Annotated in this window: 18 protein-coding genes and 1 pseudogene; 11 read left to right on the top strand and 8 right to left on the bottom strand. The window is 63.4% G+C overall.

Features of this window, described 5'->3' with window-relative positions; genetic code table 11:
- The first annotated feature begins 13 nt into the window (after positions 1-13).
- The 3 genes from TEP_RS01250 (at position 14) to TEP_RS01240 (ending at position 4,917) form a co-directional block, all read left to right on the top strand.
- The gene (locus tag TEP_RS01250) at positions 14-2,065 is read left to right on the top strand and encodes an SIR2 family protein (protein WP_165933880.1); all 2,052 of its coding nucleotides are present in this window, start codon (positions 14-16) and stop codon (positions 2,063-2,065) included.
- Positions 2,058-3,812: a hypothetical protein gene (locus tag TEP_RS01245; protein ID WP_165933879.1), complete on the top strand. Its 1,755-nt coding sequence runs from the start codon at positions 2,058-2,060 to the stop codon at positions 3,810-3,812. Before TEP_RS01250 ends, TEP_RS01245 begins: the two co-directional genes overlap by 8 nt.
- A gap of 244 nt (positions 3,813-4,056) precedes the next feature.
- Entirely contained in the window at positions 4,057-4,917 is an 861-nt protein-coding gene (locus TEP_RS01240) for an OST-HTH/LOTUS domain-containing protein (RefSeq protein WP_132823825.1), read from the top strand.
- Positions 4,918-4,948: 31 nt separating this feature from the next.
- On the opposite strand, the gene TEP_RS01235 is transcribed toward TEP_RS01240, so the two are convergent.
- Both TEP_RS01235 and TEP_RS01230 read right to left on the bottom strand, forming a co-directional pair.
- The gene (locus tag TEP_RS01235) at positions 4,949-5,440 is read right to left on the bottom strand and encodes a hypothetical protein (RefSeq protein ID WP_132823823.1); all 492 of its coding nucleotides are present in this window, start codon (positions 5,438-5,440) and stop codon (positions 4,949-4,951) included.
- A 249-nt stretch (positions 5,441-5,689) separates the two neighbouring features.
- Positions 5,690-6,292 carry a DUF998 domain-containing protein gene (locus TEP_RS01230; RefSeq protein ID WP_132823821.1) on the bottom strand — a complete coding sequence of 201 codons (603 nt, stop codon included), beginning with the start codon at positions 6,290-6,292 and terminating at the stop codon, positions 5,690-5,692.
- A 670-nt stretch (positions 6,293-6,962) separates the two neighbouring features.
- Between TEP_RS01230 and TEP_RS01225 the strand changes: the two are divergent.
- The 7 genes and pseudogenes from TEP_RS01225 to TEP_RS01195 all read left to right on the top strand — a co-directional run bounded on the left by TEP_RS01225 (position 6,963) and on the right by TEP_RS01195 (position 18,188).
- A pseudogene (locus TEP_RS01225) lies at positions 6,963-7,333 on the top strand (hypothetical protein).
- A gap of 46 nt (positions 7,334-7,379) precedes the next feature.
- Positions 7,380-7,925: a cold-shock protein gene (locus tag TEP_RS01220; protein WP_132823819.1), complete on the top strand. Its 546-nt coding sequence runs from the start codon at positions 7,380-7,382 to the stop codon at positions 7,923-7,925.
- Positions 7,926-8,097: 172 nt separating this feature from the next.
- Positions 8,098-8,763 (top strand): DUF1629 domain-containing protein, encoded by a 666-nt coding sequence (locus tag TEP_RS01215; RefSeq protein WP_240790732.1) that lies wholly within the window; start codon positions 8,098-8,100, stop codon positions 8,761-8,763.
- Between the two features lie 41 nt (positions 8,764-8,804).
- Complete coding sequence (locus TEP_RS01210) at positions 8,805-11,519, top strand: XVIPCD domain-containing protein (RefSeq protein WP_132823815.1); 2,715 nt, start codon at positions 8,805-8,807, stop codon at positions 11,517-11,519.
- Positions 11,520-11,746: 227 nt separating this feature from the next.
- A complete protein-coding gene (locus tag TEP_RS01205) occupies positions 11,747-13,252 on the top strand; it encodes a YifB family Mg chelatase-like AAA ATPase (protein ID WP_132823813.1) in 1,506 nt (501 codons plus the stop codon).
- Positions 13,253-13,436: 184 nt separating this feature from the next.
- Positions 13,437-13,805 (top strand): hypothetical protein, encoded by a 369-nt coding sequence (locus tag TEP_RS01200; RefSeq protein WP_033832442.1) that lies wholly within the window; start codon positions 13,437-13,439, stop codon positions 13,803-13,805.
- 36 nt (positions 13,806-13,841) lie between these two features.
- Positions 13,842-18,188 (top strand): AAA domain-containing protein, encoded by a 4,347-nt coding sequence (locus TEP_RS01195; protein ID WP_132823811.1) that lies wholly within the window; start codon positions 13,842-13,844, stop codon positions 18,186-18,188.
- Here the strand turns inward: TEP_RS01195 and TEP_RS01190 are convergent.
- The 3 genes from TEP_RS01190 to yidA all read right to left on the bottom strand — a co-directional run bounded on the left by TEP_RS01190 (position 18,185) and on the right by yidA (position 22,365).
- Positions 18,185-18,487 carry a hypothetical protein gene (locus TEP_RS01190; RefSeq protein WP_223496980.1) on the bottom strand — a complete coding sequence of 101 codons (303 nt, stop codon included), beginning with the start codon at positions 18,485-18,487 and terminating at the stop codon, positions 18,185-18,187. The genes TEP_RS01195 and TEP_RS01190 overlap by 4 nt on opposite strands.
- A 288-nt stretch (positions 18,488-18,775) precedes the next feature.
- Positions 18,776-21,091 (bottom strand): TonB-dependent receptor, encoded by a 2,316-nt coding sequence (locus TEP_RS01185; protein WP_132823807.1) that lies wholly within the window; start codon positions 21,089-21,091, stop codon positions 18,776-18,778.
- A gap of 440 nt (positions 21,092-21,531) precedes the next feature.
- Positions 21,532-22,365, bottom strand: a complete 834-nt coding sequence (gene yidA / locus TEP_RS01180; protein WP_132823805.1) for a sugar-phosphatase — start codon at positions 22,363-22,365, stop codon at positions 21,532-21,534.
- 172 nt (positions 22,366-22,537) lie between these two features.
- On the opposite strand from yidA, the gene TEP_RS01175 reads away from it, so the two are divergent.
- Complete coding sequence (locus TEP_RS01175; protein WP_132823803.1) at positions 22,538-23,221, top strand: exopolysaccharide biosynthesis protein; 684 nt, start codon at positions 22,538-22,540, stop codon at positions 23,219-23,221.
- A gap of 20 nt (positions 23,222-23,241) precedes the next feature.
- Here the strand turns inward: TEP_RS01175 and TEP_RS01170 are convergent, their stop codons facing one another.
- The 3 genes from TEP_RS01170 to TEP_RS01160 all read right to left on the bottom strand — a co-directional run bounded on the left by TEP_RS01170 (position 23,242) and on the right by TEP_RS01160 (position 25,477).
- On the bottom strand, positions 23,242-23,652 hold the full coding sequence (locus TEP_RS01170; protein WP_132823801.1) for a hypothetical protein: 411 nt from the start codon (positions 23,650-23,652) through the stop codon (positions 23,242-23,244).
- An 81-nt stretch (positions 23,653-23,733) separates the two neighbouring features.
- Positions 23,734-25,044: a sorbosone dehydrogenase family protein gene (locus tag TEP_RS01165; protein WP_132823800.1), complete on the bottom strand. Its 1,311-nt coding sequence runs from the start codon at positions 25,042-25,044 to the stop codon at positions 23,734-23,736.
- Positions 25,037-25,477, bottom strand: coding sequence for a DUF2231 domain-containing protein (locus TEP_RS01160; RefSeq protein ID WP_132823798.1), 441 nt, complete (start codon positions 25,475-25,477; stop codon positions 25,037-25,039). Before TEP_RS01160 ends, TEP_RS01165 begins: the two co-directional genes overlap by 8 nt.
- Positions 25,478-25,529: the final 52 nt, after the last annotated feature.

Genomic DNA, 25,529 nt, shown 5'->3' with positions numbered 1-25,529 from the left:
CAGGAGGGTGGATATGCCTAAGTTTGTCAAAGAAGGGCCCGTCGTTCCGGATGAGCTGGTTCAGTCGCTCGAAGATGATCGTGTGGTGATCTTCTGCGGAGCAGGAATATCGATGGGCGCGGGGCTTCCAAGCTACGGGGGTTTGGTCAAGTACTGTTATAACGAACTTGCTGAGGTACTCCCCCCGAAGAGAGCGCCTGAATGGCTCTGGCCTGATCGCATGCTAGGAAGCCTTGAGGGCAAGTTCGGAAGGGCGCAAGTGCGGGACGCGGTCCACAGATGTCTATCCGCGGCGCCAACTTCGCTCGACATGCATAAGGCCATTCTTAGGCTTGCTAAGCTACGCGGCGAGAATGGAATTCGGCTCGTTACGACAAACTTTGACACTCTCTTCGAGCAAGCAAACCCCGAATGGAAGTTCGGCAAAGACCTACATTCTGGACCAGTCCTGCCAATCCCACGCAACGATAAGGCTGTGACTTGGCGCAGCGTGGTTTACTTGCATGGCCGGCTGGATGAGGTCGGAGCCAACGAACATCTCGTCTTGACGAGTGCGGATTTCGGGCGCTCTTATCTGACCGACGCATGGGCTGCGCGATTTGTCGCTAGGCTTTTTAGCGACTTCACCGTACTTTTCATCGGATACAGTCTCAACGATCCTGTACTTCGTTACATGACTGATGCGTTCGCCGCTGAGAACCTATCTTCGCGTGTGTCGTCCAAGCGCTCTCCAGCTTATATATTTGTTCCTCACAAGGGCAAAGGAGACGCCGATGACACTCCCTACCGTCACCGCAATCTCAGGCCGATCTTCTACCGAGAAACGAAAGACCATCGGCATCTTCGAAATACGATCATAGGGTGGGCCGACGCACGAGAAGACTATCTTGAGAACACGCTCGGTCTAATCGCTCGAATTGCCCCCAAGCGCCCCTCCACCATCAACCCAAGTGACGTGGCGAACCTGGTATGGGCTGTTTGTGGGCGACCGAGTGACGCAGGTCACGGCGCAAAAGCGTTCGCAGATCTAGAGACACGCCCGCCCATCGAATGGTTTGACGAGTTCGAGCGACGTGAGGCTGACATTCTGGCTATCCACGAGAAAGCGGCAGCAGCCGCGCGAGACGAAGGTGACGACCAGCCGCCCTATCCGCAACTGATCGTTGAGCCACTTTTCCCGCGGGCGCATAGCGCTCGCCTCACGCACCTGCCGCCGCAGTCGGAGCACTTGGCGCGCTGGCTCGCGCAGCATGTTGGTGACTACGGTCTCGCGTCACGCTTGATCCAAAAGCTAGACAACCATAGGTTCTTGCACCCCACCCTAATGCGTCGGATTCGTCAATCCCTTTCGAAGGCGGAGGATGTAAAGTCCGGGCTGGCGAAGTTCTGGAGACTAGTTACATCCACCTCTGACGACACTTTGGCGGTGGGGCGGCTATTTCCATTCGAATTGAAGGTGCCCGAAACGTTCGCCGAAGATCACGACACCTTGGCATTCAAGGTCGATCTACTCTCAGCGCTAAGTCCTTCCGTTTCCCTCTCGCAACCTTTCGATACGCGACTTCCGGACTTCAATCCGAATGCCGAAGGGTGGGGAGAGGAGAAAGCGAGAGGAACACGATTCTCCGAAGTCGTCAACGCGGAAGTAACTATCCCGGGAGATGCCCAGGTGGACCACCTCGTTGAGCGAATCTTGGCGCGCGACGAATCCGCCGCATTTCTTGCATCAATGCTGCAGGAGCTCACCACGCTGTTGAGACGGACCGTCAACCTATTCACTCTGATAGAAAACGGACCCACTGGGACTGACTTCTCAGTCTTTCATCGCCCATCTATCGCTCCCCACACACAAAACCGCGACTACGAGAATTGGACGCTGATAGTCACGCTTATCTGGCATGGTTGGCAACACCTGGATCAAGTTGACGCCGTCGCAAGCCGTCGAATCATCGGCGAGTGGCTTGCCAGCGAGTTCAACGTTATTCGCAGGTTGGGCCTTGCTGCGCTTAACCACAGCCAGAAATTTACTTGGCCTCAAAAGATGGAGCACCTCCTCGATGGTTAAGGCACCTGCACTTTGGGATATCTCAGCGAGGAAAGAGGTCTATGACCTCTTAGCCGCACTGTGGCCACACCTAGAAGAGGATGCTCGCGACACCCTGGTCATGCGGATCGTGGCGGGACCACCCGAATGGATGTCCGACCACCTACCCGAAGCTGATCGGGATCAGCTTTGCGCGCGGCGCGTATTCGAGCGGCTGCGGATAATGCAACGGTCTGATCCCGAGCGACCACATGTTGCAATGGAGGCAGAGCTTGCCCGCCTTCGGGAGCTCTATCCCCAGTGGGATATCGCTCCAGGCGATCAGGCACACTTCTCGTTCTTCAGTCAGTCGCGCTGGCGCGCCCTAAATGCAGCGGAGGACGAGCGCCGACTGGAAGCAATGACCGCGAGCGCGATTGTCGAAGTGCTAGCTTCCGATCAGCGCGAAGGCGCGCTGGACGACTGGCGGGCGATGGTAGCGAGTGATTGGGAAAAGATGATGGCAGTACTACGCGATGTGGCAGATCGAACTGGGCCAGACGCCGAACTCTGGGCCGCGACACTCTGGGGTCTCCGCACTAAGGCCGCGACCCTAACACCCGGCGAAGATGTACTTATGTTGGTCGCCGGGATTGACAACGAGCTGGCACGTGATCCGAGTGTTTCTACTGCTGCGGCTTATCTACTGGAGTCGGCGGCCTCCTCCCCTCAGTTCCCAAAAATGCCGCAAGATAACTTCTGGCAAGCATTTGATGCTGTAGTACCGGGCGTTTCTCAGGACGACACCAATTCGCGCACTCCTGATGATCACGACTGGGTCGCTGTCGCCATCAACACCTCCATGGGAAACCTGGCTCTCGCTTTTCTCAACGCCCTGTTCGGCCGGCGTCCGTTAGTGGGTGGAGGCGTCCCTGCGGATCTGACGGAACGGTTTGTTTGCCTTCTTGGCAATGGAGAGGCCCGCCATCGCCCTGCCCGAGTGGTCTTCGCCTCGCGACTTTCCTACCTCTTTGCAATTGATCCCGACCTCACTCGCTTGAACCTGCTTCCCCATTTCAGGTGGGAGCGTGACGAGACCGAAGCTCTCGCAGTCTGGCAGGGCTTTGGTTGGCAACCTCACCTCGATCCACTGCTATGGAACGAGATCAAAACCGACTTCCTATCTTGCTTTCAAGTGGGGCGGATCAATCAGCTCGGCAAGACCATTGGCTCTCTGGCCCAAGCCTTGGCTGCCGCCGGGCTCCACTTCGGAATTGACGATCTGCCGCGCCACGCCACACATGGCGCAATCAGCCGGATGGATCCGGAGACTCGTGCGGGCATGCTGCACTGGATTGTAGGTGCGCTTACACGCGGGGATGACCCAGCAGCTGATCCGGACACGGTTTGGGCTGAAAAGGTGAAGCCCTGGATCCAGAAATTCTGGCCCCGCGATCCACATATCAGAAGCTCTACGGAGGCCCGCCCGTGGGTAGAGATGGCGCTTGCAACGAACGAAGCATTCGAGGATGCCGTCGCAACGGTGTCAAGCTTCATCCGACCGAGCGAGAACAGTTTTGTGCTCAGTGAGCTGGCGGCCTCTCAACATCTAATCGCGCACCCTCGACCCGCGTTGAAACTTATGGATGCATTTCTATCGCCCAATGGTCCGTTCTGGGACTTCGATGATCTAAGACACGTGCTTCAAAGGATCTTGGCTTCCGATCCGACCCTTCGCGACAACCCCGTTTTTGCTCGATGGGATGAATTTGAGCGAGCCCGCGCCTAGGGCTTGCAGGTGCTAGCTATTTAACCAACGTGCTACTGAAACCGATGCGGGAGGAGTCCGCCGTTGCCCGCAATTAGGTAATAGAGCAGAGAAGGCGCTCTGGCCGGGCACAATGTCTAATCTCGGTCGGAGCTGGCCACCGGAGAAAAAGCTGCAAGGTAAAATGGCAGCGACAGACCTCGTTCGTTCCATCGTCCCATAGCGTCAAATATTAATATTATTCACCATATTCTCCAATCCATCCATGCCCGCCATCGACAAAAGTGACATTTCCGGTGCACAGCTCGTCGTGCAACGACTCCTGGGCCGGTGCATCCTGCGCCTGCAGCAGTACGAGCAATTGCTGAAGTCCATGCTTGCGTTGCAGAAGTTCTCTGGCACACCAGAGACACTTCCGATGGCCTTGGACAATCGCAAGGCGGAGATCAGCGGCAGGACAATGGGTACGCTGGTCGGCCGGCTGATGGCCGAATACGTGATGAAGGAAGGCTGCGAGTTCCCAGACGAAGCTTCAGATCGCCCCCGCGATTCAAGTTTCTTCGCTTTCCAGGCGCAGCTCAATCTTCCAGACGAAGACCATGCGGCCCTCCAAACCGATTTGCGCGAACTGGTGACACTTAGAAACACGCTCGTCCACCACTTCATCGAAGAGCACGACCTCCAGACTGTCGATGGATGCCTGCAAGCCCAAGATGCGCTCAGCGCTTCTTACGCCAAGATCGACCGTCAATTCCAGCAATTGCGCACTCTAGCCGCAGGCATGGCTGAGGGAAGACAAGCTTTTGCCGAGTTTGCACAATCTGCGCAGTTCCGCGAGCTTGTGGTCAACGGCATCGCGCCTGATGGACAGATCCACTGGCCAATGGCGGGCATTGTCAGTGCGTTGAGGCAAGCCTGCAGGGAACTGTCCATCGGTGGCTGGGTGAATCTGGAGACAGCCGTTCGTTGGATTTCCGAGCATCAGCCGGAACAGACCCCGAAGAAGTACGGCTGCACCCGCTGGCGGCATGTCATTCACGAATCTGGACTGTTCGAGTTGCGCCGTTTCACTCACAACGGACAGTTCGGAGCATGGCTCCGCGAGCGCGTCAGTTCGACGAGTTGAAAAGCACCATGAGCGAAGTGTTAAACACCGGCTAGCGCTTCTTGACCTGTGCTGGGCGTACAGTTGCCATGTTGACGATGAAGCGTTGAAGCTCTGTAGACGCCGGGGAAATGCCATAAACATGGCAAAGCAAGCCGAGCGTGCGCGCGAGTTCGGTACGAAATCTTTGCAAAGACATGAACATCTTGATCTGACCATTGCGATGTATGGTGTCATATGCCCAAAGGTCACTCAGCTCATCTGATATGACATTAATTAGATGGGACATGGACTTGCGGGTAGTCGAATCATCAATCTTGACCCTGAGCTGCTCGGTTTCGCGCTTGATCTCCTCAAGACTAGCTATTACTGCCACCTTTATCTCTTGGTCGATCTGAGCGCAAATTACTTTTCGCGGCTCAAGAAAACGAATGTATTTTTCTACTTCGTCACGCTCTGGATTTTGGAAGAGTCGCTTTGCAGCATCACCGATGGAAACTATGTCTCCAACCAGAGAAAGTAGGCCGAGGAAAGAAAATGACATACAGATCCTTATTTCGTCTGTGAGATGCCCAACAGTTGAATTGAGCCGAGCCGCGAAATCGCTTGGGCTTGAACGAATTGCACGACCGTAGCCGATCCACTCTATCAGCGCACTCTTAGACGAATGAACTAGCATTGAGAACCGCTCCGTATTTCCGAGCTACCGTAGCCACGAATGAACTGGAAGAATACGCGATATTCTCAACTCCACGCGCTCAACTGCCATCCATGTCCGTTTCATGCCTGCCGATCAATTCACGGGATGCGTCTTTGGCTTGTTGGAACCCCTGCGCATCAGATACAGCGCAACCAGAAATGGCCACAGCGAGTTGATCGATGAGAACAGGCGCTGGGTCAGCCCCCGGTAGCCCTCAGGGTCCGCTCCCACCACGTTCAACCAGAGATAGACGATTCCCGCGATGCTCACCAATGCGGTCACGGCGTACGCCCTTCGGTTGGCAGACCACGCGCTCAATTCGATGTGCGACATCGCCGGTGCAATGATGTTTGCGATACCGATGGTGTAGAAGCCGTGCATCGGATGGCCCATGGGCCAGAGCCCGTTGGTCAGCATGGAGACGCCAAAGACCATCCAGCAGATCGCACCTACGGCAATCCGGCGACCGGACTCCCGCCATACCCCAATGGAGAACGCCACGAAGCCTACGCCGGAGCCGATGGCAGCAATCCTGGCGCAGATGCTTGCGAGCGTTGACGCCTGAAGCAGCTCGCTGGCGTGCTGTGCAAGCGGGTCGTAGCCCGGCGCGAACACGGCGGCAACGCTGGTCCAGAACAGGAACCACGGAAGCGGGACCAGCCCCACAGACAGAAGAAGTCGATTGCGGCGTAACACTTACAGTGATCCTTGTATTGGCCTGCACCAGTGGGTGGAATCCGTTCGAACGCTGCAAGACCTTCCCGCTACGGGCAGGAGAGCTCCGACTGACTACAGCGGTAGTCAGAGTTCCGCGTGGCGCCCTGTCGGGTCAATAGGCAGAAAGTCACTCACGCCTTGAGGCAAAGTACGCGGCACCCATCAGCGGCCGTCGCACCGGTTCCTTCGCATTGGCGATCACACATTGCCTTCGGCTCCATGCTGTCGCATCTGACGCTCTTAGCGCCCTTGGCTGAAGGATCTGACGACTCGGTTCCAGAAGTGCTGTTCCTCCCGCAGCACAAGGCTCTCGCACCAACCCGCGCTATGCCAAAATGCCAAAAACGTCTCAGGCTTTGGCGGCTTTGGCCCCAACCCCTTGGCATTCCAAACAACATCAGGCAACTCTGATAGAGCCACCGACAACGGGTGGCCGGGCGTCGAAAACCCGAGCTATTAGGAAGTTGTTTACGCTTGTCAGCCGGCACCACCACGCGTGGTGCCGGCTGGCAATCCGTCTGCCGGCTATGGCGGGCGGTGCGTGGGGGTCTTGCACCCGCCGGGATTGTCTAGTGATCCGGTTTTCGAGCCACGCATCGTCCGCCACCTTAATCGGTGGCGGCTTCTGCCTGTTTGCACGGAGCCTGCCATGACCACGCCGCACTCCCCTCCCCCGCGCCCCATCCAGGAGCACCGTTCTGGCGGGTGCGCTCGCCCGCCCCTGCGCTGGACCCCAACAGCCTCATCGCCATCCTGCGCAGCATCGGCGCCGGCGCTGCGGCCGACGGTCAGCCGTGGCCCGAACGCCACCACCTGCGCAGCCGGCAGATGCAGTTGTCAGAAGCCGACTGCGCCCTCACCGGCCAGCGCATCGTGCAGGAGATCCTGCTGGCGGCCGAGCGCACCCGCCAGAACGGTGAGCCCGACCAGTACGTGGGCGACCGGGTGATGGAGGGACTGGTAATGGCCGACATCGCACTCACGGCCTTCATCCACGAGCGGGTGCGGCCACAGGACTGAGGGCGCACTTGTGGGCGTGACGTTCTGTTTTTGTGCGGAGTGATGAATGAAGAAGCGTGGGCTTGCCGCGGCGGCGGTGTGCATCGTGGTGATCGGCGCGGTATGGGCGGGGTGGCCGGAGCCAGCGGGCGATCAGGTGTGGGCCTACCAGAAGCTGCAGCCAGTCGACTACCGGCTGCTGCACAGTGATGCACTCGGCTTCGTGACCGCCAAAGCAGATGAGGGCTTTGAACTGCACACGCGCTATGCCGGGGTGACGTCCTTCGAGATCCGATGCAAGGGCGTTCTGGTGATGGACGTGGAGAACGCCCCCTCACGCGTGCTGATCCGGGTGCCCGCCGATGCCAGGTGGCGGGCGCCGGACATCGAACGCCTGCGTCTCAGTTTTGAGCGCTGGTTGGATCTCCACCAGAGCCAAGGGCAGCTGTTGGTGGAAAGTGCTGGGCCATCGTGGCTTGAGGCCCGGTTTGGGCGCTTCGGCGGGGTGGTGCCTGATCAGCAGCGGTGTCTGTTTGAGGACCCGGGCCGCGGTTGGCAGGATTCCCCCTGGTCTCTTCGTCCATCCCGCGGACTACTGCAGGCAGTCGAATGAATCGCAGCACCATCTCTTGCATTGTTCCAAATTTTCCCGAGATTCACGTAAATCGGGTATCGCGGCACCGTTTCGGTGGAACTTGTGGCTGCGCTGCAGCCCCGCTAGCATCGGCTCGACTGCCCCCCGTCCTGCCCCCGCATCCATGATGGAAGGTCCTGCCCCCGCATCCATGATGGAAGCCCCCGTGACCGAATCGACCCCCATTGAAGTTCCAGCCGAAGCCGCATCTCATAAGGGCGAATTTTTCCTGATCGACGCCGGCTTCCTGGGCAACGGTAGGGTTCCCGGCATAGAAATCGCCAACGAAGACAAGCTGATCGATCCGGGGATGAATGTCGTCTCGCGTCCTGACGGAACGCCAGACCAGTATCCGGAGCGTCCCCACCTGGTTCATGTACCGGAGAAGGGCGGAATGCCACGCGATCTGGAAGAGCTCGCTGGCATATGGATTGTGTCGGAGCCTTTGAAGCAGTTGCTTGAGCAGGTGGACCCCGAGGCGTTTGCATTTGTGGCATGCGACTTCAGCCTTGCTGACGGCAGCCCCGGCCCTCGGTACTACCTGGGCAATGTGCTGCGCAGACTCGATGCTCTGGATGAAGCCGCTTCGCGCGTGAGGATCAAGCTCGACCACAATTATCAGACCGGCGAGGACGAGAAGCTTTACAGCCTCGTCGGCGGAGCGAGCCTGGTGTTCAAACAGGATGTTGTGGGAGATGCCCATATCTTCCGCCAGGTTCGCATGGGCGCACCGCCCATCTGCGACCGCGCGATGTTTGATGCATTGACTGCGGGCAACTTCTCCGGCGTACGGCTGCGCGATGTAGCCGATATCTAAGACGAGCTCTTTCAAACGGATTCTTGAATGAGGTGGTGCGCATGGCCGACACACCGGTTTTTCAGGGACACCATCTGATCGAACAGATTGCGTTCGAACAGAGCCCGCTGCTGAAATCGCTTGCCAGGAGTGGTCATTTCGCGCTCCACGGACCCGACAACATTCTCAACCTGCCCGCGAACCCCGCGCTGGCAACCAGGTTGGGTATTTCGCCACACTCAGGCGGCCCTCTGGGTGCGTATTCGGATCAGCTGAAGTTCGTTCTCGACGACCTCGCGGAAACGTACGATGGCCGAGCCCTGCTGTCGAAGGACACTCCGCCGGATGTGCGGGCTGCCGCTGCCGAGCGTATGGGTGCCCGCATCCAGAACCTCGAACATACCCTTCGCGCCGGCATCCTCAACGGCGACCTGGTCACCAACACGCCCGAGAACATGACCCCGGCGGAAGCCAACGCCAAGGTCCGCACCTTCTTTTCTGATTTGGACGGCTACCAGCGTACCCACGCCACGCAGATTGCGGAACTGAAGACGCTCAATCCGTCCGAATTGCGCTGGCGCGGCGTCACCCAGTCCGAAGCCAACGTGAAGCTGGCACTGGATGCCATCGACGAACCCGGCAACTCCACCCTCAGCGAGCGCTGGGGCGGCCGCGCATCGTTGGGCACCGCAATTGAAGAGGCCAACCAGGGTGGCCGCCTGCCGCTGACCGAGCACACTGCCGTGCGCGTGCGCACTGCATTCAACCCGGAAATGCCGCTGGCCATCGCGCGCCCTGGCCCGGCAACCACAGCCCCAGAACTGGCGGGCACTGCAGGGCGAGCGGGCGCTGCGGAAGGCGCCGCCGAAGCTGCCGTCGCCGCGCGCGGGCAGATTAGTGGCGCGCGCGTACTCGGTACCGCTGGCGTCGCCGCACTGGCCGTGGACTTCGCCATTACCGGCCACCGCGTGGCCGAGTTGCGCAGCGAGGGCAACAACGCCGGCGCAGAATCTGCAGCCACCCACTTCGTCGGGCGTACCGCGGGCGGCTTTGGCGGCGGCTTCCTGTTGGGCGCAGGGTACGGAGTCGTTACCGGCTCGTGGACCGGACCAGGTGCGCTGGCTACCGGGCTGCTGGGCGGCGTGGCCGGTGGCTTCGCCGGTGAGTACTGGGCCCAGTACCAGGACAAGAAAGCGGTCTACACCCAGGTGGACCGCAGCGGCAACGAATGGAGCCGCGACCCGGAAGATGCAAATGGCACCTGGAGCCGTAGCGTGCGCACGCCGCAGCCCGACGGAAGCTACCGCGATACCACGATGGTCGCCGGTGGCCGGCTGGTGGATGAGCTGAACTACAAAGCCGCCAACGACTCCTATTCGCTGGGCATGGCCAACCTGCCCAAGCCGCAGAACCCGTTCAAGCTCGATGCCGGCGGCGAGAACACGCCCCCGCGCGAACCGTTTGAAACCAACCGCTACTACGTGCGCAACCCGCACAACGGCGAATGGAACCTCTCCATCCACTCAATGATTGATGGGCGCGTCCCTTTCGACCACAGCGTGTCAGTCAGCCCGGAAAAGGCGGGCCATCTGGAACTGGAATCGCAGCGCATCATTGCCCAGAACGCCGCCAACACGCCGGAGGCACTCGCCGCCCGTTACCAGGTGGCGTTCAACCAGTACAACTGGCACGAGTTCGCCACCATCGAGCCGGTACCGGAGGTGATCGCCAACGCGCAGACCCAGACCCAGCCCTTGCGCGCTTCGAACGGCGAGAAGTACACACAGGACGCCAACGGGCAATGGCACACCCCGGGTTGGGTGTATGGCACCAACCCGGCCGAGGGCAGCATCATCGAGGAGCTCAATCGCACGCGTCAAAGCCAGCACGCCGGCGTGCAGGAGCTGGCGTCCATGGCCGACATTGCCCGAGCCAATCCCACGCCAACCGAGTACGGCCTGCGCAGCCAGGTCGTGGACGCCTACCGAAGCGCCGGTATTGCGCGCAACGCAGAAGAAATTGATGACGCTGTAGCCGCGGTTGCCCAGAATCACGCACGCACCGTGCCCAGCTTTGGCACCTTCATGCTGCAGGTACAGAAGGATGGCTCGCTGGCCACATTGGCTGGGAAAGATGACGAGCGCATGCAGATCGTTTCCGTCACCACGCCAGAGGAGATTGCTCAGGCACACGCGCAGCGCGCTACCGCAGGTCAGGAGCAGCAACCCGCGGGCACCCCGCCGCGCGCACCCACCACACCCGAGCCCGCGCCGAGTGCATCCCCGCCGCACACCTCCAGGCCTGCCACGCAGCACGACGCTGACGTAGACCGACACCACAGCACAGCCCTGCGCCCGGATGGCAGCGGGCTGCTGGAGCAGTTGCGCTCGTCGGTCACCATGCTGGATGAAAAGAACAACAAGCCGTGGGACCAGAGCAGTGATCGCCTGCTGGCCTCTGCCTACAGGCTTGCGGCAGAGGCCGGGTTCAAGCCCGGCGACAAAGTGGACATGGCATTGAACGAGGCCACCGAAACCCGTGCTGCGGGTACCACATTGTTCGTGACGCGCTCGGGGCCGGGCGCGTCATCAGACCCCGCCGCCAACCGGGTGCAAATGCCGACGCAGGACGCGCTGGCCGTCGCGCCGGAGCAGCAGTATGCAGCGGCCAACCGGAGCCTTGGTGCTCAGGACCAGGAGCGGTCGCAGCAGCTGGCGCAAGCGCAGACGCAGGAGCAGCAGCGTGAGGAGAGCCGGCAGGGGCCGCGGATGGGCTGAGGGCAGCGTGGCGTAGAGATTCGGCAGCGGGTCTGGCTGAGTGACGCTGATCCACTTGATATCGGGCGAGGTTGGACACCCAATTTGCAGAGACCACGTGCCGCAAAGGAAGAAGGCACGTTCCAACCACCTGTCGGAATCCTCCTAGCCACTTCGCCAGCAATCCCCGATGGTCGCCCGTAGAGCGCCTGCCGCACCATCAAGCGTCCCTCTGCAGGAAACCACACATGAGCCTGGCGCTGGTTCACAGCCGTGCCCGCGCCGGGGTCGACGCACCGCTGGTACGAATCGAGGTGCATCTCTCCGGCGGTCTGCCGGTTACCCAGATCGTCGGCCTGGCCGAGACCAGCGTGCGCGAGTCGCGCGAGCGCGTGCGTGCCGCGATGCTCTGCGCGCGGTTCGACTTTCCGCAGCGGCGCATCACCTTGAACCTCGCGCCCGCCGACCTGCCCAAGGAGGGCGGTCGCTATGACCTGGCGATTGCCTTGGGCATCCTCGCTGCCAGTGGCCAGGTCGATCCGCAGTCGCTGCTGCAGTACGAGTTCCTCGGCGAGCTGGGCCTGACCGGCGAGCTGCGCCCGGTATCCGGCGCACTGCCGGCCGCCATCGCCGCCGCGGAAGCCGGACGCATCCTGATCGTGCCCCCGGGCAACGCCGCTGAAGCCGCCCTCGCCCAGCACGCCGATGTGCGGGTGGCGCGTACCCTGCTGGAATGCTGTGCCGGTCTGGGCAATCCGCGCCTGTTGCCGCAGGTGGAACGGGTGGACACCACACCGCTGCCGCTGCCGGATCTGGCCGATGTGCGCGGGCAGGCGCTCGCGCGCCGCGCGTTGGAGGTTGCCGCGGCCGGTGGTCACCATCTGTTGCTGATCGGCAGCCCCGGCTGCGGCAAAACCCTGCTGGCCTCGCGCCTGCCCAGCCTGCTGCCGGATTCCGAAGAGATCGATGCCCTGCAGTTGGCGGCCATCACCTCGGTCAGCGGCGAAGGGCTGGACCCGAAGCGCTGGCGGCAGCGGCCGTTCCGGGCGCCGCACCACAGCGCAAGCGCGGCGGCTTTGGTGGGGGGCGGCAATCCGCCCTGCCCCGGCGAAATCTCGCTGGCGCACCACGGCGTGCTGTTCCTGGATGAACTGCCGGAGTGGAACCGCAGTGCGCTGGAAACCCTGCGCGAACCGCTGGAGTCGGGTCACATCCGCATCTCCCGCGCAGCGCGCAGCGTGGTCTACCCGGCACGCTTCCAACTGGTGGCGGCGATGAACCCGTGTCCCTGTGGCTGGGCCGGCGACCGCAGCAACCGTTGCCTGTGCAGCGACGAGCGCATCACCCGCTACCGTGCACGGGTATCGGGCCCGTTGCTGGACCGCATCGACCTGCACATCAACGTCAGCCGCATGGATGCGGTGGAGCTGCGCGAGAGCACTCCGCTGGGCGAGCCCAGCGCCAGCGTGCGTTCGCGGGTGGAAGCGGCACATGCGCGGCAGCAGTCGCGTGGTGGCCTCAACGCGCACCTGCCGCCTGCTGCCCTGCGTGCGTGCACGCGCTTGAGTGAAGCCAATCAGGACCTGCTGGAACAGGCCATCGAGCGCCTGCAGCTGTCGGCGCGGGCGATGCATCGCATCCTGCGGGTGGCACGCACCATTGCCGATCTTGCCGAAAGCGAGACCATCCAGACCGCACACTTGGCCGAGGCCATTGGGTACCGGCAGCTGGACCGGGGCAAGCCAGGTGCATAGCACTCTGTTGCATGCACGAAGGAATCAGATTCATCTGATATCTGCCATGCCACCTGCGCCCTGACCATTTCCGCAAGCCCACACACAAGGAGACGCGGTTTTGCTCAGGATGCTCATCATGGGCGGGCAGGAGGCCGCCCGTCAGCGGATATCACGGACGATAGGACGGCGCGGCCTGATCCGCATGGAATCGATCTACAGCGTGGACAGCGGCCTGTCGGTGCTGGAATGGCGCAACTACGACCTGGTGGGAACGTTCCTGGCGGCCGGCCTCGGTACGCGCCTGCAGGAATCGTTCGTGCTGCGCGATGCGAAGGTGCAGCTGGTGCTGTTCGGCATGGGGCTGAGCGAGGAAGTCGCCAGTATCCGCCTGCGACTGCGCGCGCAGGGCCTGCCGTCGCCGATTCTGGTCCGGACCGACTTCGACAGCTACGACGAGTCGCTGTTCTGGCGATCGTTGACGTCGCACATGATCCTGCCGTCGGTACTGGAGGGCACTGGCCCCCTCCCCGCCGTGGGCGACGCGTGCGACCATGCAGGACCCAGTCCCTAGCGGTGCCTGCCCTGCCAGGTGCCCGCCCAGCCATACATGAGCACTCCCCAGCCGCCGCACCTGCCGACCTCCGATGCATCCACTCCGCTGATACCTGCGGCAACCGGCGGCGGCGGGCCTCTGGGTGAAACGAAGATGCGCGAAATCGCGGTGCGGATCTCGCAGTACTTCCGCGATTTCCTTGAATCGGATTTCAAGCGCGCGCAGGCACCGCGGCGCCGCATCGTGCTTACCAGCGATTCCGGCTTCCGCGCAGGCATGCGCACCGCGCCGTATCCGGCGTTGGACAAGGAGCTGTGGAAGCTGCTCAGCCGGCCCTCCGGCGAGGAGCTGTCGTTCACCATCGGCCCGCGCAGCTATACCCGGCCGATCAGCGCGACGCTGCGCCGCATCGTCGAAGAGCAGGTCAACGCCATCACCGAGACCGCCATCGCCACGGTGCGCGTGGCCGTGCTGGACAAGGCACGTGCCAGCATGGCCGGTGCACTGGAAGACCCGGAAGCCTGGGTGGAATCGGTGCAGGGCACCCTGGTGGATGCGATGTGCGTGCAGGTGGTGCGGCCGCTGATCGCGCATCTGGCCGGCCCACTGCAGGGCCAGGCGTACTGGGTGATGGATTCGCTGCACGCGGCTGAATCGGACCTGGTCACCCGCTCCGTTGTGGATCTGTACCAGACCCTGCCGGAGGTGCTGGCGCGCTTGCTGGCCACCGGCGACGAACTGCCGCTGCAGCAGGCTTGCGAGCACCAGCTGACCCGCGACGGCACGATCGGCGCGCTGATGGCCTTCTTCGAGAACTTCGTGGCGGCCGACGCCTTCCATGAGTTCCGCGACCTGGAAACCTATGTCGCCACCGGCGATGGCCTGCAGCTGTATCTCTACGTGGGCACGCTCAAGTACGCGGGCGTGCAGTACCCGGTGTTCTACCTGCCGCTGGACGTGGTGCGGGCCAAGGATGGGTCGGGCTACACCCTGACCCTCAGCAACCGGCTGTTCGCCAACCGCCGCGCGATCGACTTCGTGCTGCAGGAACTGGCCGTAGGCATGGCCCGCGAGTGGGTGTCGCCGATCCAGGAGCGCATCCAGTACCTCGACCCGGCGCAGAGCTTGTTCGAAGTGGCGGCATCGCTGTTCCGGCAGGTGGCCAACGCGATGGATCTGGGCGGCGACGTCTCGCTTTCCTCGTCTGCCAGCGAGGCATCCACCGCCACCGTGGCGCTGTCGCCTGCCCTGCACCTGGCTGCGTTCGAGCGCGCCGACGAGGCGCTGCTGAATGATTTCGAGGAGATCATCGACCAGGCCCGCAACGGGGGGTCGAAGCTGGTGGATCTGTTCCATGGCATGGTGGAAGGCGTGCTGATGCGCAACCCCGAACCTATCGGGGAACGGGTGGAATCGGCCTGGGATGCGCTGCCGCTGGTGGAGCGCATGGTGTTCGATTCGCCCATTCCGTTGAACGAGGAACAGCGCAAGATCCTGCTGGCCGTGCGCGAGCCACAGGGCCGCATCGTGGTGGTCGAAGGCCCACCCGGCACCGGCAAGTCGCACACCATCACCGCCATCGCCGCGGACTGTGCGTTCAACAAGAAGAGCTGCCTGGTGCTGTCGGACAAGACCGAAGCGCTGGACGTGGTGTACGACAAGCTGTCCGATGCGATGAGCCGGGTTCGCCATGATCGCGATTTCCCCAACCCGATCCTGCGGTTGGGCCAGCAGGCGGCCAACTTCAAGCGCCTGACCTCCACCGGCACGATCAGCCAGATTTCGGCCTTCGCCAAGGCGATGAAGGCCAACCAGCCCGCCCTTGAGAGCGAGCGCCAGGACACGGCACAGAGGCTCCGGCAGGCCATCTCCACTACCGTGCAGACGCTGGGGTGTGTATCGCTTGCTGCAGTGAAGACCATGCACGAGCAGGAAGCGGATCTGGGCGAGCGCGCCCCCGCGGTGCTGCAGCAGGTGCACGCGGTGATGGATGCCAACGTGCTGACCGAGCTGGAAGCGGTGACCGCGCAGGCGGATGCATTGGAAGCCTATCTTGCCGACCTGTTCGGCAGCACCGACTACACGCCGGCCTCACTGGACGAACGTATCCGCCGCGATGCGGTGACCACCGCCTTCCTCGCCGACCGACCGGTTGACGGCTGGGCGCTGTTCGAGTCGTTGGATGCCGGGCAGATACGGCTGCTGGGCACGCTGTTGCTGCAGTACCAGCAGCTGAAGATGCCGCTGCTGGGCTATCTGCTGCGCGGCAATGCGGTGCGCGGGCTGGAACTGCAACTCAACCAGCTCGGCACCACCCGCCCGCTGCTGCTCAAGCAGGATGCAGCCGCCCTGCAGGACATCGTGCAGGGCGCAAACGCGCTGCGCATGAAGCTGGAGGCCGAAGGCCTGGGCACGCAGCTGCCGGCCAGCTATCGGCAGATCGCCCACGGCGCCGCGCCGGGACCGGGTGCGGCGGTTGCACGGCAGGCGATGACGCTGCTGGCGCGGCTGAATCCGGCCATCGTCGAGGCCCTGCTGGCCGAGCCGAAGGACGATCCCGCACTGTGGGCACTGACCCTGCGCTTCCTGCAGGGCTGGATGGCCACGCGCAAGGCCTTCGTCGACGCGCCGCAATACGACTATGTGGGCACCAAGACCAAGCTGGAGCGCCTGAATACCTCGGTGATGAACGCCCACGTGGATGGGCGCCTGATCAGCTTCATGGATCATCACCGCGCCGACGCGCGGGCATTGGCGGGCGTGATCGCCAACCGGCAGAAATTCCCGGTGGACAAGTTCGAAAGCGTGCGCGAGTCGTTCCCGGTGATGATCGCCAGCATCCGCGAGTTCGGCGAATACATGCCGCTGGCACCGGACCTGTTCGACGTGCTGGTGATCGACGAAGGCTCGCAGGTCTCGGTGGCGCAGGCACTGCCGGCGCTGCTGCGTGCGCGCAAGGTGGTGGTGCTGGGCGACTCCAAGCAGTTCTCCAACGTCAAGGCCGCCAACGCCAGCATCGCGCTGAACGACAAGTACCGCTCGGACCTGGTCAACTACTTCCGCACCAACGTCAGCCAGCAGGCCGACGTGCTGGAACGGTTGGCCATGTTCGATGTGAAGCGCTCGGTGCTGGAGTTCTGCTCGCTCTCGGCCTCGTACTCGGTGATGCTGCGCAAGCATTTCCGCAGCTATGCGGAACTGATCGGGTTCTCGTCCTCCACCTTCTACAACCACCAGCTGCAGGCACTGAAGATCCGCAGCCGGCCGCTGCAGGAAGTGATCCGCTTCAGCCAGGTCGACGCCAGCGGGCACCGCACCAGCCGCAGTACCAACGACGCCGAAGCGGCCTTCATCGCCGAGCGCCTGGTGGAACTGCTGGATACGGAGGCGCCGCCTACGGTGGGCATCATCACCCCGTTCCGCGAGCAGCAGACGCTGTTGTCGAAGACGCTGTTCAACCATCCGCGCGGCCGCGAGTTCGAAGAGCGGCTTCGTCTGAAGGTGATGACGGTCGACTCCTGCCAAGGTGAGGAACGCGGGCTGATCTTCTATTCGATGGTGGCGACTGCCGGCCAGGATGCGCTGAACTACATCTTCCCGGTCAGCCTGAGCGGCGCGGTGGATGCGGTGGAAGACAAGCTGAAAGTGCAGCGCCTGAATGTTGGCTTCTCCCGTGCGCAGGAGGCGATCTGGTTTGTCCATTCGATGCCGGTGGACGCGTTCCGCGGCGCGATTGGCCATGCGCTGCGTTACTACGCCAGCCAGCTGGACCGCCCCACGCCCGACGCCGCGCAGACCGATGCGCGCAGCCCGATGGAATCGAAGGTGCTGCAGTGGCTGCAGCAGACGCCGTTCGTGCTTGCTCATGGCGATGCGGTCGAGATCATTCCGCAGTTCCCGGTGGGTGACTACCTGCGCCAGCTCGACCCGACCTATCAGCACCCGGCGTGGCGCGTGGACTTCCTGGTGACCGTGCAGACCGTGCGCGGCGCGCTGCAGATCGTGATCGAGTACGACGGCTTCGAATTCCATTTCCGCCGCGACAAGCCGGTGCATGTGGGCAACCACGAGCGCTATCTGGTGGAGGCCGACGTCGAGCGCCAGCTGACCCTGGAAAGCTACGGCTACCGCTTCCTGCGCATCAACCGGTTCAACCTCGGCAGCGACCCGGTGCAGACGCTGTCCGACCGGCTCTATCGCCTGATTGAAGTGGCCGGCACGGAAATCCGTTCGGCAGCGGTCGATCAGGTGATCGAGCAGGTGCAGGGGCTGGAATCGAAGGAGAAGAAGGTCTGCAGCCGCTGTGGGCAGATCCGCAGCCAGGAAGAGTTCTTCGACCCTGACCTGCGCGCCGGTGCCGGCGGGGTGGGACGGATCTGCATGCCCTGCAAGGCGGGCTAGGCGGTGTTGCGGGGTGCCAGCGTGCGCAGTGCCACCGCCGCCAGCCTGCGGCTGACCAGCGCGTAGAGCTCTTCCAGTTCGGCCGCGCGCGCGTCGGTCATGTTGGTACCGAACAGTACCCGCGACAGCGCGGCCTTGTGGGTGTCGGCGGGATAGCGCGCCCGCGCCCGGTACACGGCCTGCAGCACCAGCCAGGCCAGGCGGAACCCGCCCCCGGGCAGGGGGCGGACTACGCGGTCATAGACCTGCCAGAACTGGTATTCGGCCTCCAGGTCGACCGCCGGTGCTGCGAACGGCACCGGACGCGCACGTCCATGGGCGCGCCTGCGGACCGGAGGGAAACGGGGGTTGTGCTGTGCCATGCGTACAGGATGACCCAGCAACATTGTGGGAACCTTGCGTTGGTGCCAGGAAATCAGTGCAGATCGTGCAAACAGCGGATGGGGTCGGAGCCCTTGGCGTGGCAAAGGGATCCGACCCCGGTCATGGCAGCCGCCGAAGAGCCGCGAAGTGCATCCACGCATGGCGTGGATCTACCGGGGTCAGAGCCCTCTGCCATGCAGAGGGATCCGACCCCGTTCCATGTATCAGAACGACATCGAGGTGCTGAACATCACCTGCCGGGGGGCGCTGCGCTGCAGGGTCTGGTAGTCGCCCGAGAACGACGAGCCGGCGATGGTGGCGGTGCCGATGTTGTTGCGGTTGAACAGGTTGCTCACGTCCAGCCGCAGCTCCAGCCCCGGCAGCAGGCTGTCCGGGCCCAGGGTGTAGGCCGTGTACGCGTTGACCTGCCAGAACGTCGGCACGCGGATGTCGTTTTCATAGGTGAAGGGCTGGCGCAGGTATGAGGTGCTGGTGGCACCGAAGCGCCAGTCGCCGAAGTGCGCGGACAGGTCGCTGACCAGCGACAGCTGCGGGTAGCCCGGCTGCGCGTTGCCCTTGATCGGGTACACGGTATCGCCCACCACGAAATCGCTGTCGTAGTACGAGCGCGCCAGCGCGATGCCCTGGTAGAACTGCAGGTGGTCGGTCAGGTCGGCGGTGATGCCGAGGTCGGCGCCGATCACGTGCATCTTCGGCATCAAGCGCACCGTGTTGATCTGCGCGAACTGGGTGCCGATGGCTGCCGACAGCAGGCGGTTGCGGATGTCGTTGTAGAACACATCACCGGTCACGGTCAGGCGGTCGAAGCGGTGGCTGGCGCCCACGGTCAGGTTCCAGTTCTTTTCCGGACGCAGGGTGCCGGCCACGCGGTCGAACTCTTTCTGGTCACTGATGGTCCAGGCCGACGCGGTGTAGCCGATGTTGCCGCGCTGGGCCACGCGATAGCCGTTCATGGTGTTGACCAGGTCGATGAAGGCATCGGTGCGCTCGGTCGGGCTCCAGTACAGCGACACGTGTGGCAGGAAGTTGCTCTTTGCGCGCAGCGTGCCGAACACCGGGCGCTCCGCTGAGTCGCCGATGCCACCACCGGTGGTAGTGAAGTCCACGGCCTTGAAGCCCAACCCCAGCACCAGCGTGTCGGTGACGGCGTAGTTGTCATGCAGGTAGAGCTGCCGTGAACGGGTCACCCAGCTGGATGCGTTGTCGGTCTGGAACGCCGGACCGTACACATCGAACGGCCCGGTGGCCTTCAGTGGCTTGCCCTGCCCCAACAGCGGCTGCTGGTACCACTCGGTCTTCGCGGCCGCCTTGCTCTTCTCCTGCCAGAAACCGGTGGTGAGGGTGTGTGCACCGGTCTCGAACTGCAGGTTGAACATGCCACCGAGGCGATTGAGGTGCGGCGTCTGCACCTGTTCGGAGAAAGGCGCGCCGTTGGGCGAGGGCACGGTCGGGTCGGTCAACGTGGCCTGGGTGTGGCTGTTGGCGTTGTACAGCTGCACGTTGCCGCTGAGTGCGGGCGTGATCTGGAAACGGTGGTTGATCGAAGCGACGCGGTCGCGGGTCACCTGACCGGTGTCGTAGGGAATCAGCTCGGACAGCTCACCGCACGTGTAGGCACCGCAGGAATTGTCGGCGTTTTCCGGCGAGGCCACGTAATACGCCCACGCATAGTCCGGATAGAAGCTGTCGGCCTTCCAGCCGAGCTTGCGGATCATGTCGAAGGAAATGTTGTTGTAGCCCCACACCGCGGCCTTGCTGTCGGACAGGAACACGGTGAAGTCACCCCACGCCACATCCTGCTGCGCCTTCAGGTCACCGCGCAGGAACTTCTGGGTGCCGGCGCCCTGGTACTTGTCGGCCGACACGCGCTGCAGGTCGACAAGCAGCTTCGGGCCGTGTTCGCCCAGCTGGCCGCTCTGGCCCGAGACCGTGGTAACCCGCGTGTTGTTGCTGCCCACGCCCTGCTTGAGGCGCAGGCTGGAGGTGTCCTGCAGGTCGCGCAGGCGGTACTCGAGGCTGCCGCCGTTGACGCTGCTGGAGAACACGCTGACCGGTGCACCGCCCGGGCTGACCGTGATCGAACCGATGCCATCGGGCACACCGACGTTGACCACGCTGGTGCCGGTAAGCGAGAGGAAGCCGTTGTCGTTCAGCGGCACGCCTTCGAAGGTGATGCCCATTTCATTCATGCGGAAACCGCGCACGAACAGGCTGGTAGCCGAGATGTCCAGGCCGAGACCGTCGGTGGCGGTGTAGCTGGCGCCCGGCACGTTCTTCAGCATCGACAGGCCGTTGTTGCCGGTCACCATCGCATCCAGGTCGCTGGCATTGATGACGTAGCGGTTCGGGCCCACCACCTGGGTGGGGGCGACAGCGGCACCGCGTGGGGTGGCGATGACCTGCAGCGCGTTCAAGGTGGTGGGGGTGTCGTGCGCGGCGTCGGTGGACTCGGCAGCGTGCAGCGGTGCAACGAGGGCGGTGCCGATTGCCAAGGCAAGAAGCGTAGGTGGAGTGTTCATGGCCAGATCCGGGGTGCGGGGGAAAGGTGGCGCAGGCGCACGCCCAGCGCGATGCAGCGCCGGTGTGCGGCGCGCTGGCTGGCGGCGATTGCGTTGAAGTGATGACGGCGCGGTACGCGCCGGTCAGTGGCGGATGAAGACGATCATCTGCCGTGGGATTCGGTGGCGTGATTTCGACGTGCGGAATTCTTGCATCGCACTGCCGCATCCGCCATTGCACCGTGGTACAGCGCCGATGGCGATGTGTATGGATGGGCTATACGTGGGTATAGCCCTTGCGTGTCAGGCCGACCTTGGCCGGCGCTTGTCGGCTGCGTGTGCCAACCACGGTTGGCAGCTACCTGGGCGGAGGGTGCCTGGTGGAGGCCGACCTTGGTCGGCGCTTGTCAGCTGCGTGTGCCAACCAAGGTTGGCACCTACCGGCGAAGATGGACGCGCGGTTACTGCAGAACGAAACGTTCGATCGCCTTGGCCACGCCTTCATCGGCGTTGGTGGCGGTCTCGAAGCGCGCGGCAGCTTTCACCGCATCGATGGCATTGCCCATCGCCACGCTGGTGCCGGCGTACTGCAGCATGGTGAGGTCGTTCTCCTGATCGCCGATGGCCATCACGTTGGCGCGGTCGATGCCCAGGTGCTCGGCAAGCTTCTGCAGGCTCGGCCCCTTGCCGGCGCGGTGGTCGAATACTTCCAGGAAGAACGGCGCGCTCTTCAGCACCGCGAAACGCTCGGTCAGCGCGGCCGGCAGGCGCGCGATGGCGGCGTCCAGCACGTCCGGTTCGTCGATCATCATCAGCTTGATGAAGGACATGCCAGGGTCCATGTCGGCCACGCGGCGGTACGACAGTGGCATGCGCGAAAGATGCGAGTCGGCCACGGTGTAGATGCTGATGTCCTGGTTGGGCGTGTACATGCGCTGCGCGTCCAGTGCCTGGAAGTGCACGCCGATCTCGCGTGCGACCCGTTCGCAGTACACGAAATCGTCGAAGCTGAGCGGATACTCGACCACGGTTTCGCGCGGGCCGATGCGCTGCACCAGGCCACCGTTGCAGGCGATGCAGTAGTCATCGTCACCCTCGATGCCAAGCTCATGCAGGAACGGCGCCAGCCCGGGAACCGGGCGGCCACTGGTCAGCACGATGTGCACGCTCAGCGCGCGCGCCTGGGCGATGGCCTGCTTCACGCGCGCGGTGAGCTTGTGGGCGGGGTCCAGCAGGGTGCCATCCATATCGATGGCGACCAGTTCGATGGTCGATTGCCTGCGACCCATGTCCATCATCTTCAACCAGTGCGGGGGACGCCCATTTTAGGCCAGGCCGCCTGGCAACGCCGGCCTCATGCATCGTTCACCTCTGCGCGGCGCCGGCCGGGGATACTCGTGGGGCCTGTGCGTCCCCCACCGCAGGACGGCCCAATCGACCGCCCTTCCCTGGACACTCTTTCGACGCATGACCTACCAAGCGCCCGACGCCACTGACACCGCCCCTCTTGCCCAGCAGATTGAAGACCTGATCGACGGCCTGCCCGGCGACCATATCCGTGTCGGCACGCTGCTGCATGCGCTGGGCGACGAAGGCCTGATGCTGGTGGTGATCCTGCTGTCGGCGATCTTCCTGATTCCGGTATCGATTCCCGGGCTGAGCACGGTGTTCGGTGCGTCCATCCTGCTGATCGGCCTGAGCCGCGTGCGCGATCGTCCGTTGTGGGTGCCTCAGCGGTTGGCCGACAAGCAGATCGCCACCGACAAGCTGAAAGCCAACCTGGGCCGTGCGCTGAAATGGGTGCGTCGGATGGAGCAGTTGTCCCGGCCGATGCGGCTGGCGGCAATGGTGCGCTCGAAGAAGATGATGCGGTTGAACAACCTGGCGCTGGTGTTCGCCACGATCCTGCTGATGCTGCCGGCCGGGCCGATTCCCTTCAGCAACACCCTGCCGGCGCTGGCGCTGATGTCCTTCGCCATCGGCTTCATCCAGCGTGACGGCGCGGCAGTGGCGGCCGGCTACGGCTTCGTGGTGGCGTCGGTGGTGTACTTCGGTGTGCTGCTGGGCGGTGTGGGCTTTGCGGCCGAATCGGTGTTCAGTGGGCTGCGCGCGGGCTGGGTCGGTTCAGGGCGTTGGTCGGCACTGGTCTGACCCGTGGATACCCCTGCATTTCATCTGCAATCGGGGAATCGCGCGCCCGTCCACAGCGGCGCGGCGATGGGCCGCAGGCTGCCTTCCGGTGAATCCTGCTGGCCGTCCAGGTAACGGATGCGCAACCGGGTGTGCTCGCGCGTCAGGCGGATGACCGGCGGCATGCCCTCCGCTGCAGAGGCGGTGATGATGCCGTCCTGCTCACGCAGGATCAGCAGCTGCGGGGCCAACGCTTCCCCTTCGAACCGCTGCAGCAGCACCGCCGTCCCTCCCGCATAGGGGATGAAGGACAGCGCATGGCCGAGCAGGTCACCCGATTCGGGATGCATGCAGACATTGGAGTAGCTGCCCTGCCAATGCGCGGCTTCGACAGCAACGGCAGCAACCGGGAAGATGAGCGCAGCGGTAGCCAGCACGATCCGTCGGTACATCCTTGTGTCTCCTCAGGTGGGACATGAAGATCGAGGCGATGCCGCCGGCAGCGGCACCGCAGTACAGTAGCCAGGTCCGCCCTACTTCGCCGACACCCGCCACACGACGTCGCCCACATCGTCGGCGACCAGCAGCGCGCCCTCCGCGTCGATGGCCATGCCCACCGGCGCGCCCATCAGCGTCTTCTCATCCTTGGACGCGAACCCGCTCACCACCGCTTCCGGGCGGCCGGCCGGCTTGCCGTCCTTGAACGGCACGTACACCACTTCGTAGCCGCTCAGTGGCGAGCGGTCCCAGCTGCCGTGCTCGCCGATGAAGGCACCGCCATGGTACTTCGCCGGCAACGCCTGGCCGGTGTAGAACAGCAGGCCGAGCGGTGCCACGTGCGAGCCGATGGCGAAGTCCGGGCGGATTGCCTTGGCCACCAGGTCCGGCCGCTGCGGCTGCACGCGCTCGTCCACATGCTGGCCGTAGTAGCTGTAGGGCCAGCCGTAGAAGCCATGCTCCTGCACCGAGGTGAGGTAATCGGGCACCAGGTCGGCACCGATCTCGTCGCGCTCGTTCACCACCGCCCACAGCTTGCCGGTGCTCGGCTCCCAGTCCAGGCCGGTCGGGTTGCGCAGGCCCGAGGCGTAGACGCGGCTGCCGCCGGTGGCCACGTCCACTTCCAGCACCACCGCACGGCGGTACTCGACGGCCAGGCCGTTCTCGGTGATGTTGCTGTTGGAGCCCACGCCCACGTACAGCTTGCTGCCATCGCGGCTGGCCAGCAGTTCCTTGGTCCAGTGGTGGTTGATGGTGCTGGGCAGGTCGGTGAACTCGCTGCCCTTGTCGGACATGCGGGTTTCGCCCGGCACGTAGTGGTATTTCATGATGTTGCCGGTGTTGGCCACATACAGCGTGTCACCGATCAGCTGGATGCCGAACGGCGAGTGCAGATTTTCGATGTAAACGTGCTGGGTCCAGGTGTTGGTACCCGGTGTGCGCCGCAGCAACGTTACCCGGTTGCCGCCCTTGCCGGCCTTGCCCGAGCGCGCCTTCACCTTGCCGGCGATCCACTGCTTGGGCGTGGTGACCGGCTCTTCGCCGGGACCGTTGCCTTCCACTACCAGTACGTCACCGTTGGGCAGCGACAGCAGCCGGCGCGGGTGCTGCAGGTTGGCGGCGATGCGTTCGATCTTCAGGCCGTCGGCCACCGACGGTGCCTGGCCGTCGGCCCAGCCCACGCCCTTGGGCACCTGCATCGGCGGCATCAGGTAGTTCTCGGGTTTGGGCAGCGGTGGCTGTGCACCGGACTGGTCGGCCGGGTGGTATTCGGCCTTGCCGGCACAGGCGGCCAGCGCCAATGCCAGCGAAAGCACGCCCACGGCGGGCAGGAAGCGCTTAGCCATGACGGGCTCCTTGCAGCACCGGCTGCTGCAGCGAAAGCACGATGAAGCCGAGCGCGATCAGTGCCACCGTCAGCGCGGAAAGGATGGTGCCCGGCACGGCCGCCGCATACGCGTCGCGGCTGTGCACGAAGGCGTTCCAGACGGCCAGCACGATGGCGACCAGGTTGAGCAGGAAATCGAGGCGGTCGGTGCCGGTGGCGGTGCCGTTGCGGCGCCAGACCGCGAACAGGTTGATCAGCCGCGGCAGGATGGCGACCAGCAGGCCGAAGGTGATCAGCCACGCCGCCGACTTGCCCCACATCACTTCAGCGGTGTTGAGGTAGAGGATGTCGAAAATGAGGCCGGCCACGAAGAAGCCGAACGGTATCGGATTCAACAGGCTGAAGAGTGTTGTGCCGAGGCCGCGATGGGCCTGGGCGACGGGGTTGACCATGGTCGTGCTCCGGGACGGGAAGGGTGCACGGGCTGTAGTAGCACAGGGGGGC

The organism is Stenotrophomonas sp. TEPEL (assembly GCF_004348785.1).
Lineage (GTDB): Bacteria > Pseudomonadota > Gammaproteobacteria > Xanthomonadales > Xanthomonadaceae > Stenotrophomonas > Stenotrophomonas indicatrix.
The sequence above is the reverse complement of the archived record's forward strand: the minus strand, read 5'-3'. Positions and strand labels throughout refer to the sequence as shown.

What these genes read in the sequence shown, in the direction of transcription:
- TEP_RS01200 (WP_033832442.1), top strand. Translation starts at nt 13,437, where the DNA reads ATGGAATCGATCTACAGCGTGGACAGCGGCCTGTCGGTGCTGGAATGG.
- TEP_RS01240 (WP_132823825.1), top strand. Translation starts at nt 4,057, where the DNA reads ATGCCCGCCATCGACAAAAGTGACATTTCCGGTGCACAGCTCGTCGTG.
- TEP_RS01250 (WP_165933880.1), top strand. Translation starts at nt 14, where the DNA reads ATGCCTAAGTTTGTCAAAGAAGGGCCCGTCGTTCCGGATGAGCTGGTT.
- TEP_RS01185 (WP_132823807.1), bottom strand. Translation starts at nt 21,091, where the DNA reads ATGAACACTCCACCTACGCTTCTTGCCTTGGCAATCGGCACCGCCCTC.
- TEP_RS01175 (WP_132823803.1), top strand. Translation starts at nt 22,538, where the DNA reads ATGACCTACCAAGCGCCCGACGCCACTGACACCGCCCCTCTTGCCCAG.
- TEP_RS01205 (WP_132823813.1), top strand. Translation starts at nt 11,747, where the DNA reads ATGAGCCTGGCGCTGGTTCACAGCCGTGCCCGCGCCGGGGTCGACGCA.
- TEP_RS01220 (WP_132823819.1), top strand. Translation starts at nt 7,380, where the DNA reads ATGAAGAAGCGTGGGCTTGCCGCGGCGGCGGTGTGCATCGTGGTGATC.
- TEP_RS01160 (WP_132823798.1), bottom strand. Translation starts at nt 25,477, where the DNA reads ATGGTCAACCCCGTCGCCCAGGCCCATCGCGGCCTCGGCACAACACTC.
- TEP_RS01210 (WP_132823815.1), top strand. Translation starts at nt 8,805, where the DNA reads ATGGCCGACACACCGGTTTTTCAGGGACACCATCTGATCGAACAGATT.
- TEP_RS01215 (WP_240790732.1), top strand. Translation starts at nt 8,098, where the DNA reads ATGATGGAAGCCCCCGTGACCGAATCGACCCCCATTGAAGTTCCAGCC.
- TEP_RS01235 (WP_132823823.1), bottom strand. Translation starts at nt 5,440, where the DNA reads ATGTCATTTTCTTTCCTCGGCCTACTTTCTCTGGTTGGAGACATAGTT.
- yidA (WP_132823805.1), bottom strand. Translation starts at nt 22,365, where the DNA reads ATGGACATGGGTCGCAGGCAATCGACCATCGAACTGGTCGCCATCGAT.
- TEP_RS01245 (WP_165933879.1), top strand. Translation starts at nt 2,058, where the DNA reads ATGGTTAAGGCACCTGCACTTTGGGATATCTCAGCGAGGAAAGAGGTC.
- TEP_RS01195 (WP_132823811.1), top strand. Translation starts at nt 13,842, where the DNA reads ATGAGCACTCCCCAGCCGCCGCACCTGCCGACCTCCGATGCATCCACT.
- TEP_RS01170 (WP_132823801.1), bottom strand. Translation starts at nt 23,652, where the DNA reads ATGTACCGACGGATCGTGCTGGCTACCGCTGCGCTCATCTTCCCGGTT.
- TEP_RS01165 (WP_132823800.1), bottom strand. Translation starts at nt 25,044, where the DNA reads ATGGCTAAGCGCTTCCTGCCCGCCGTGGGCGTGCTTTCGCTGGCATTG.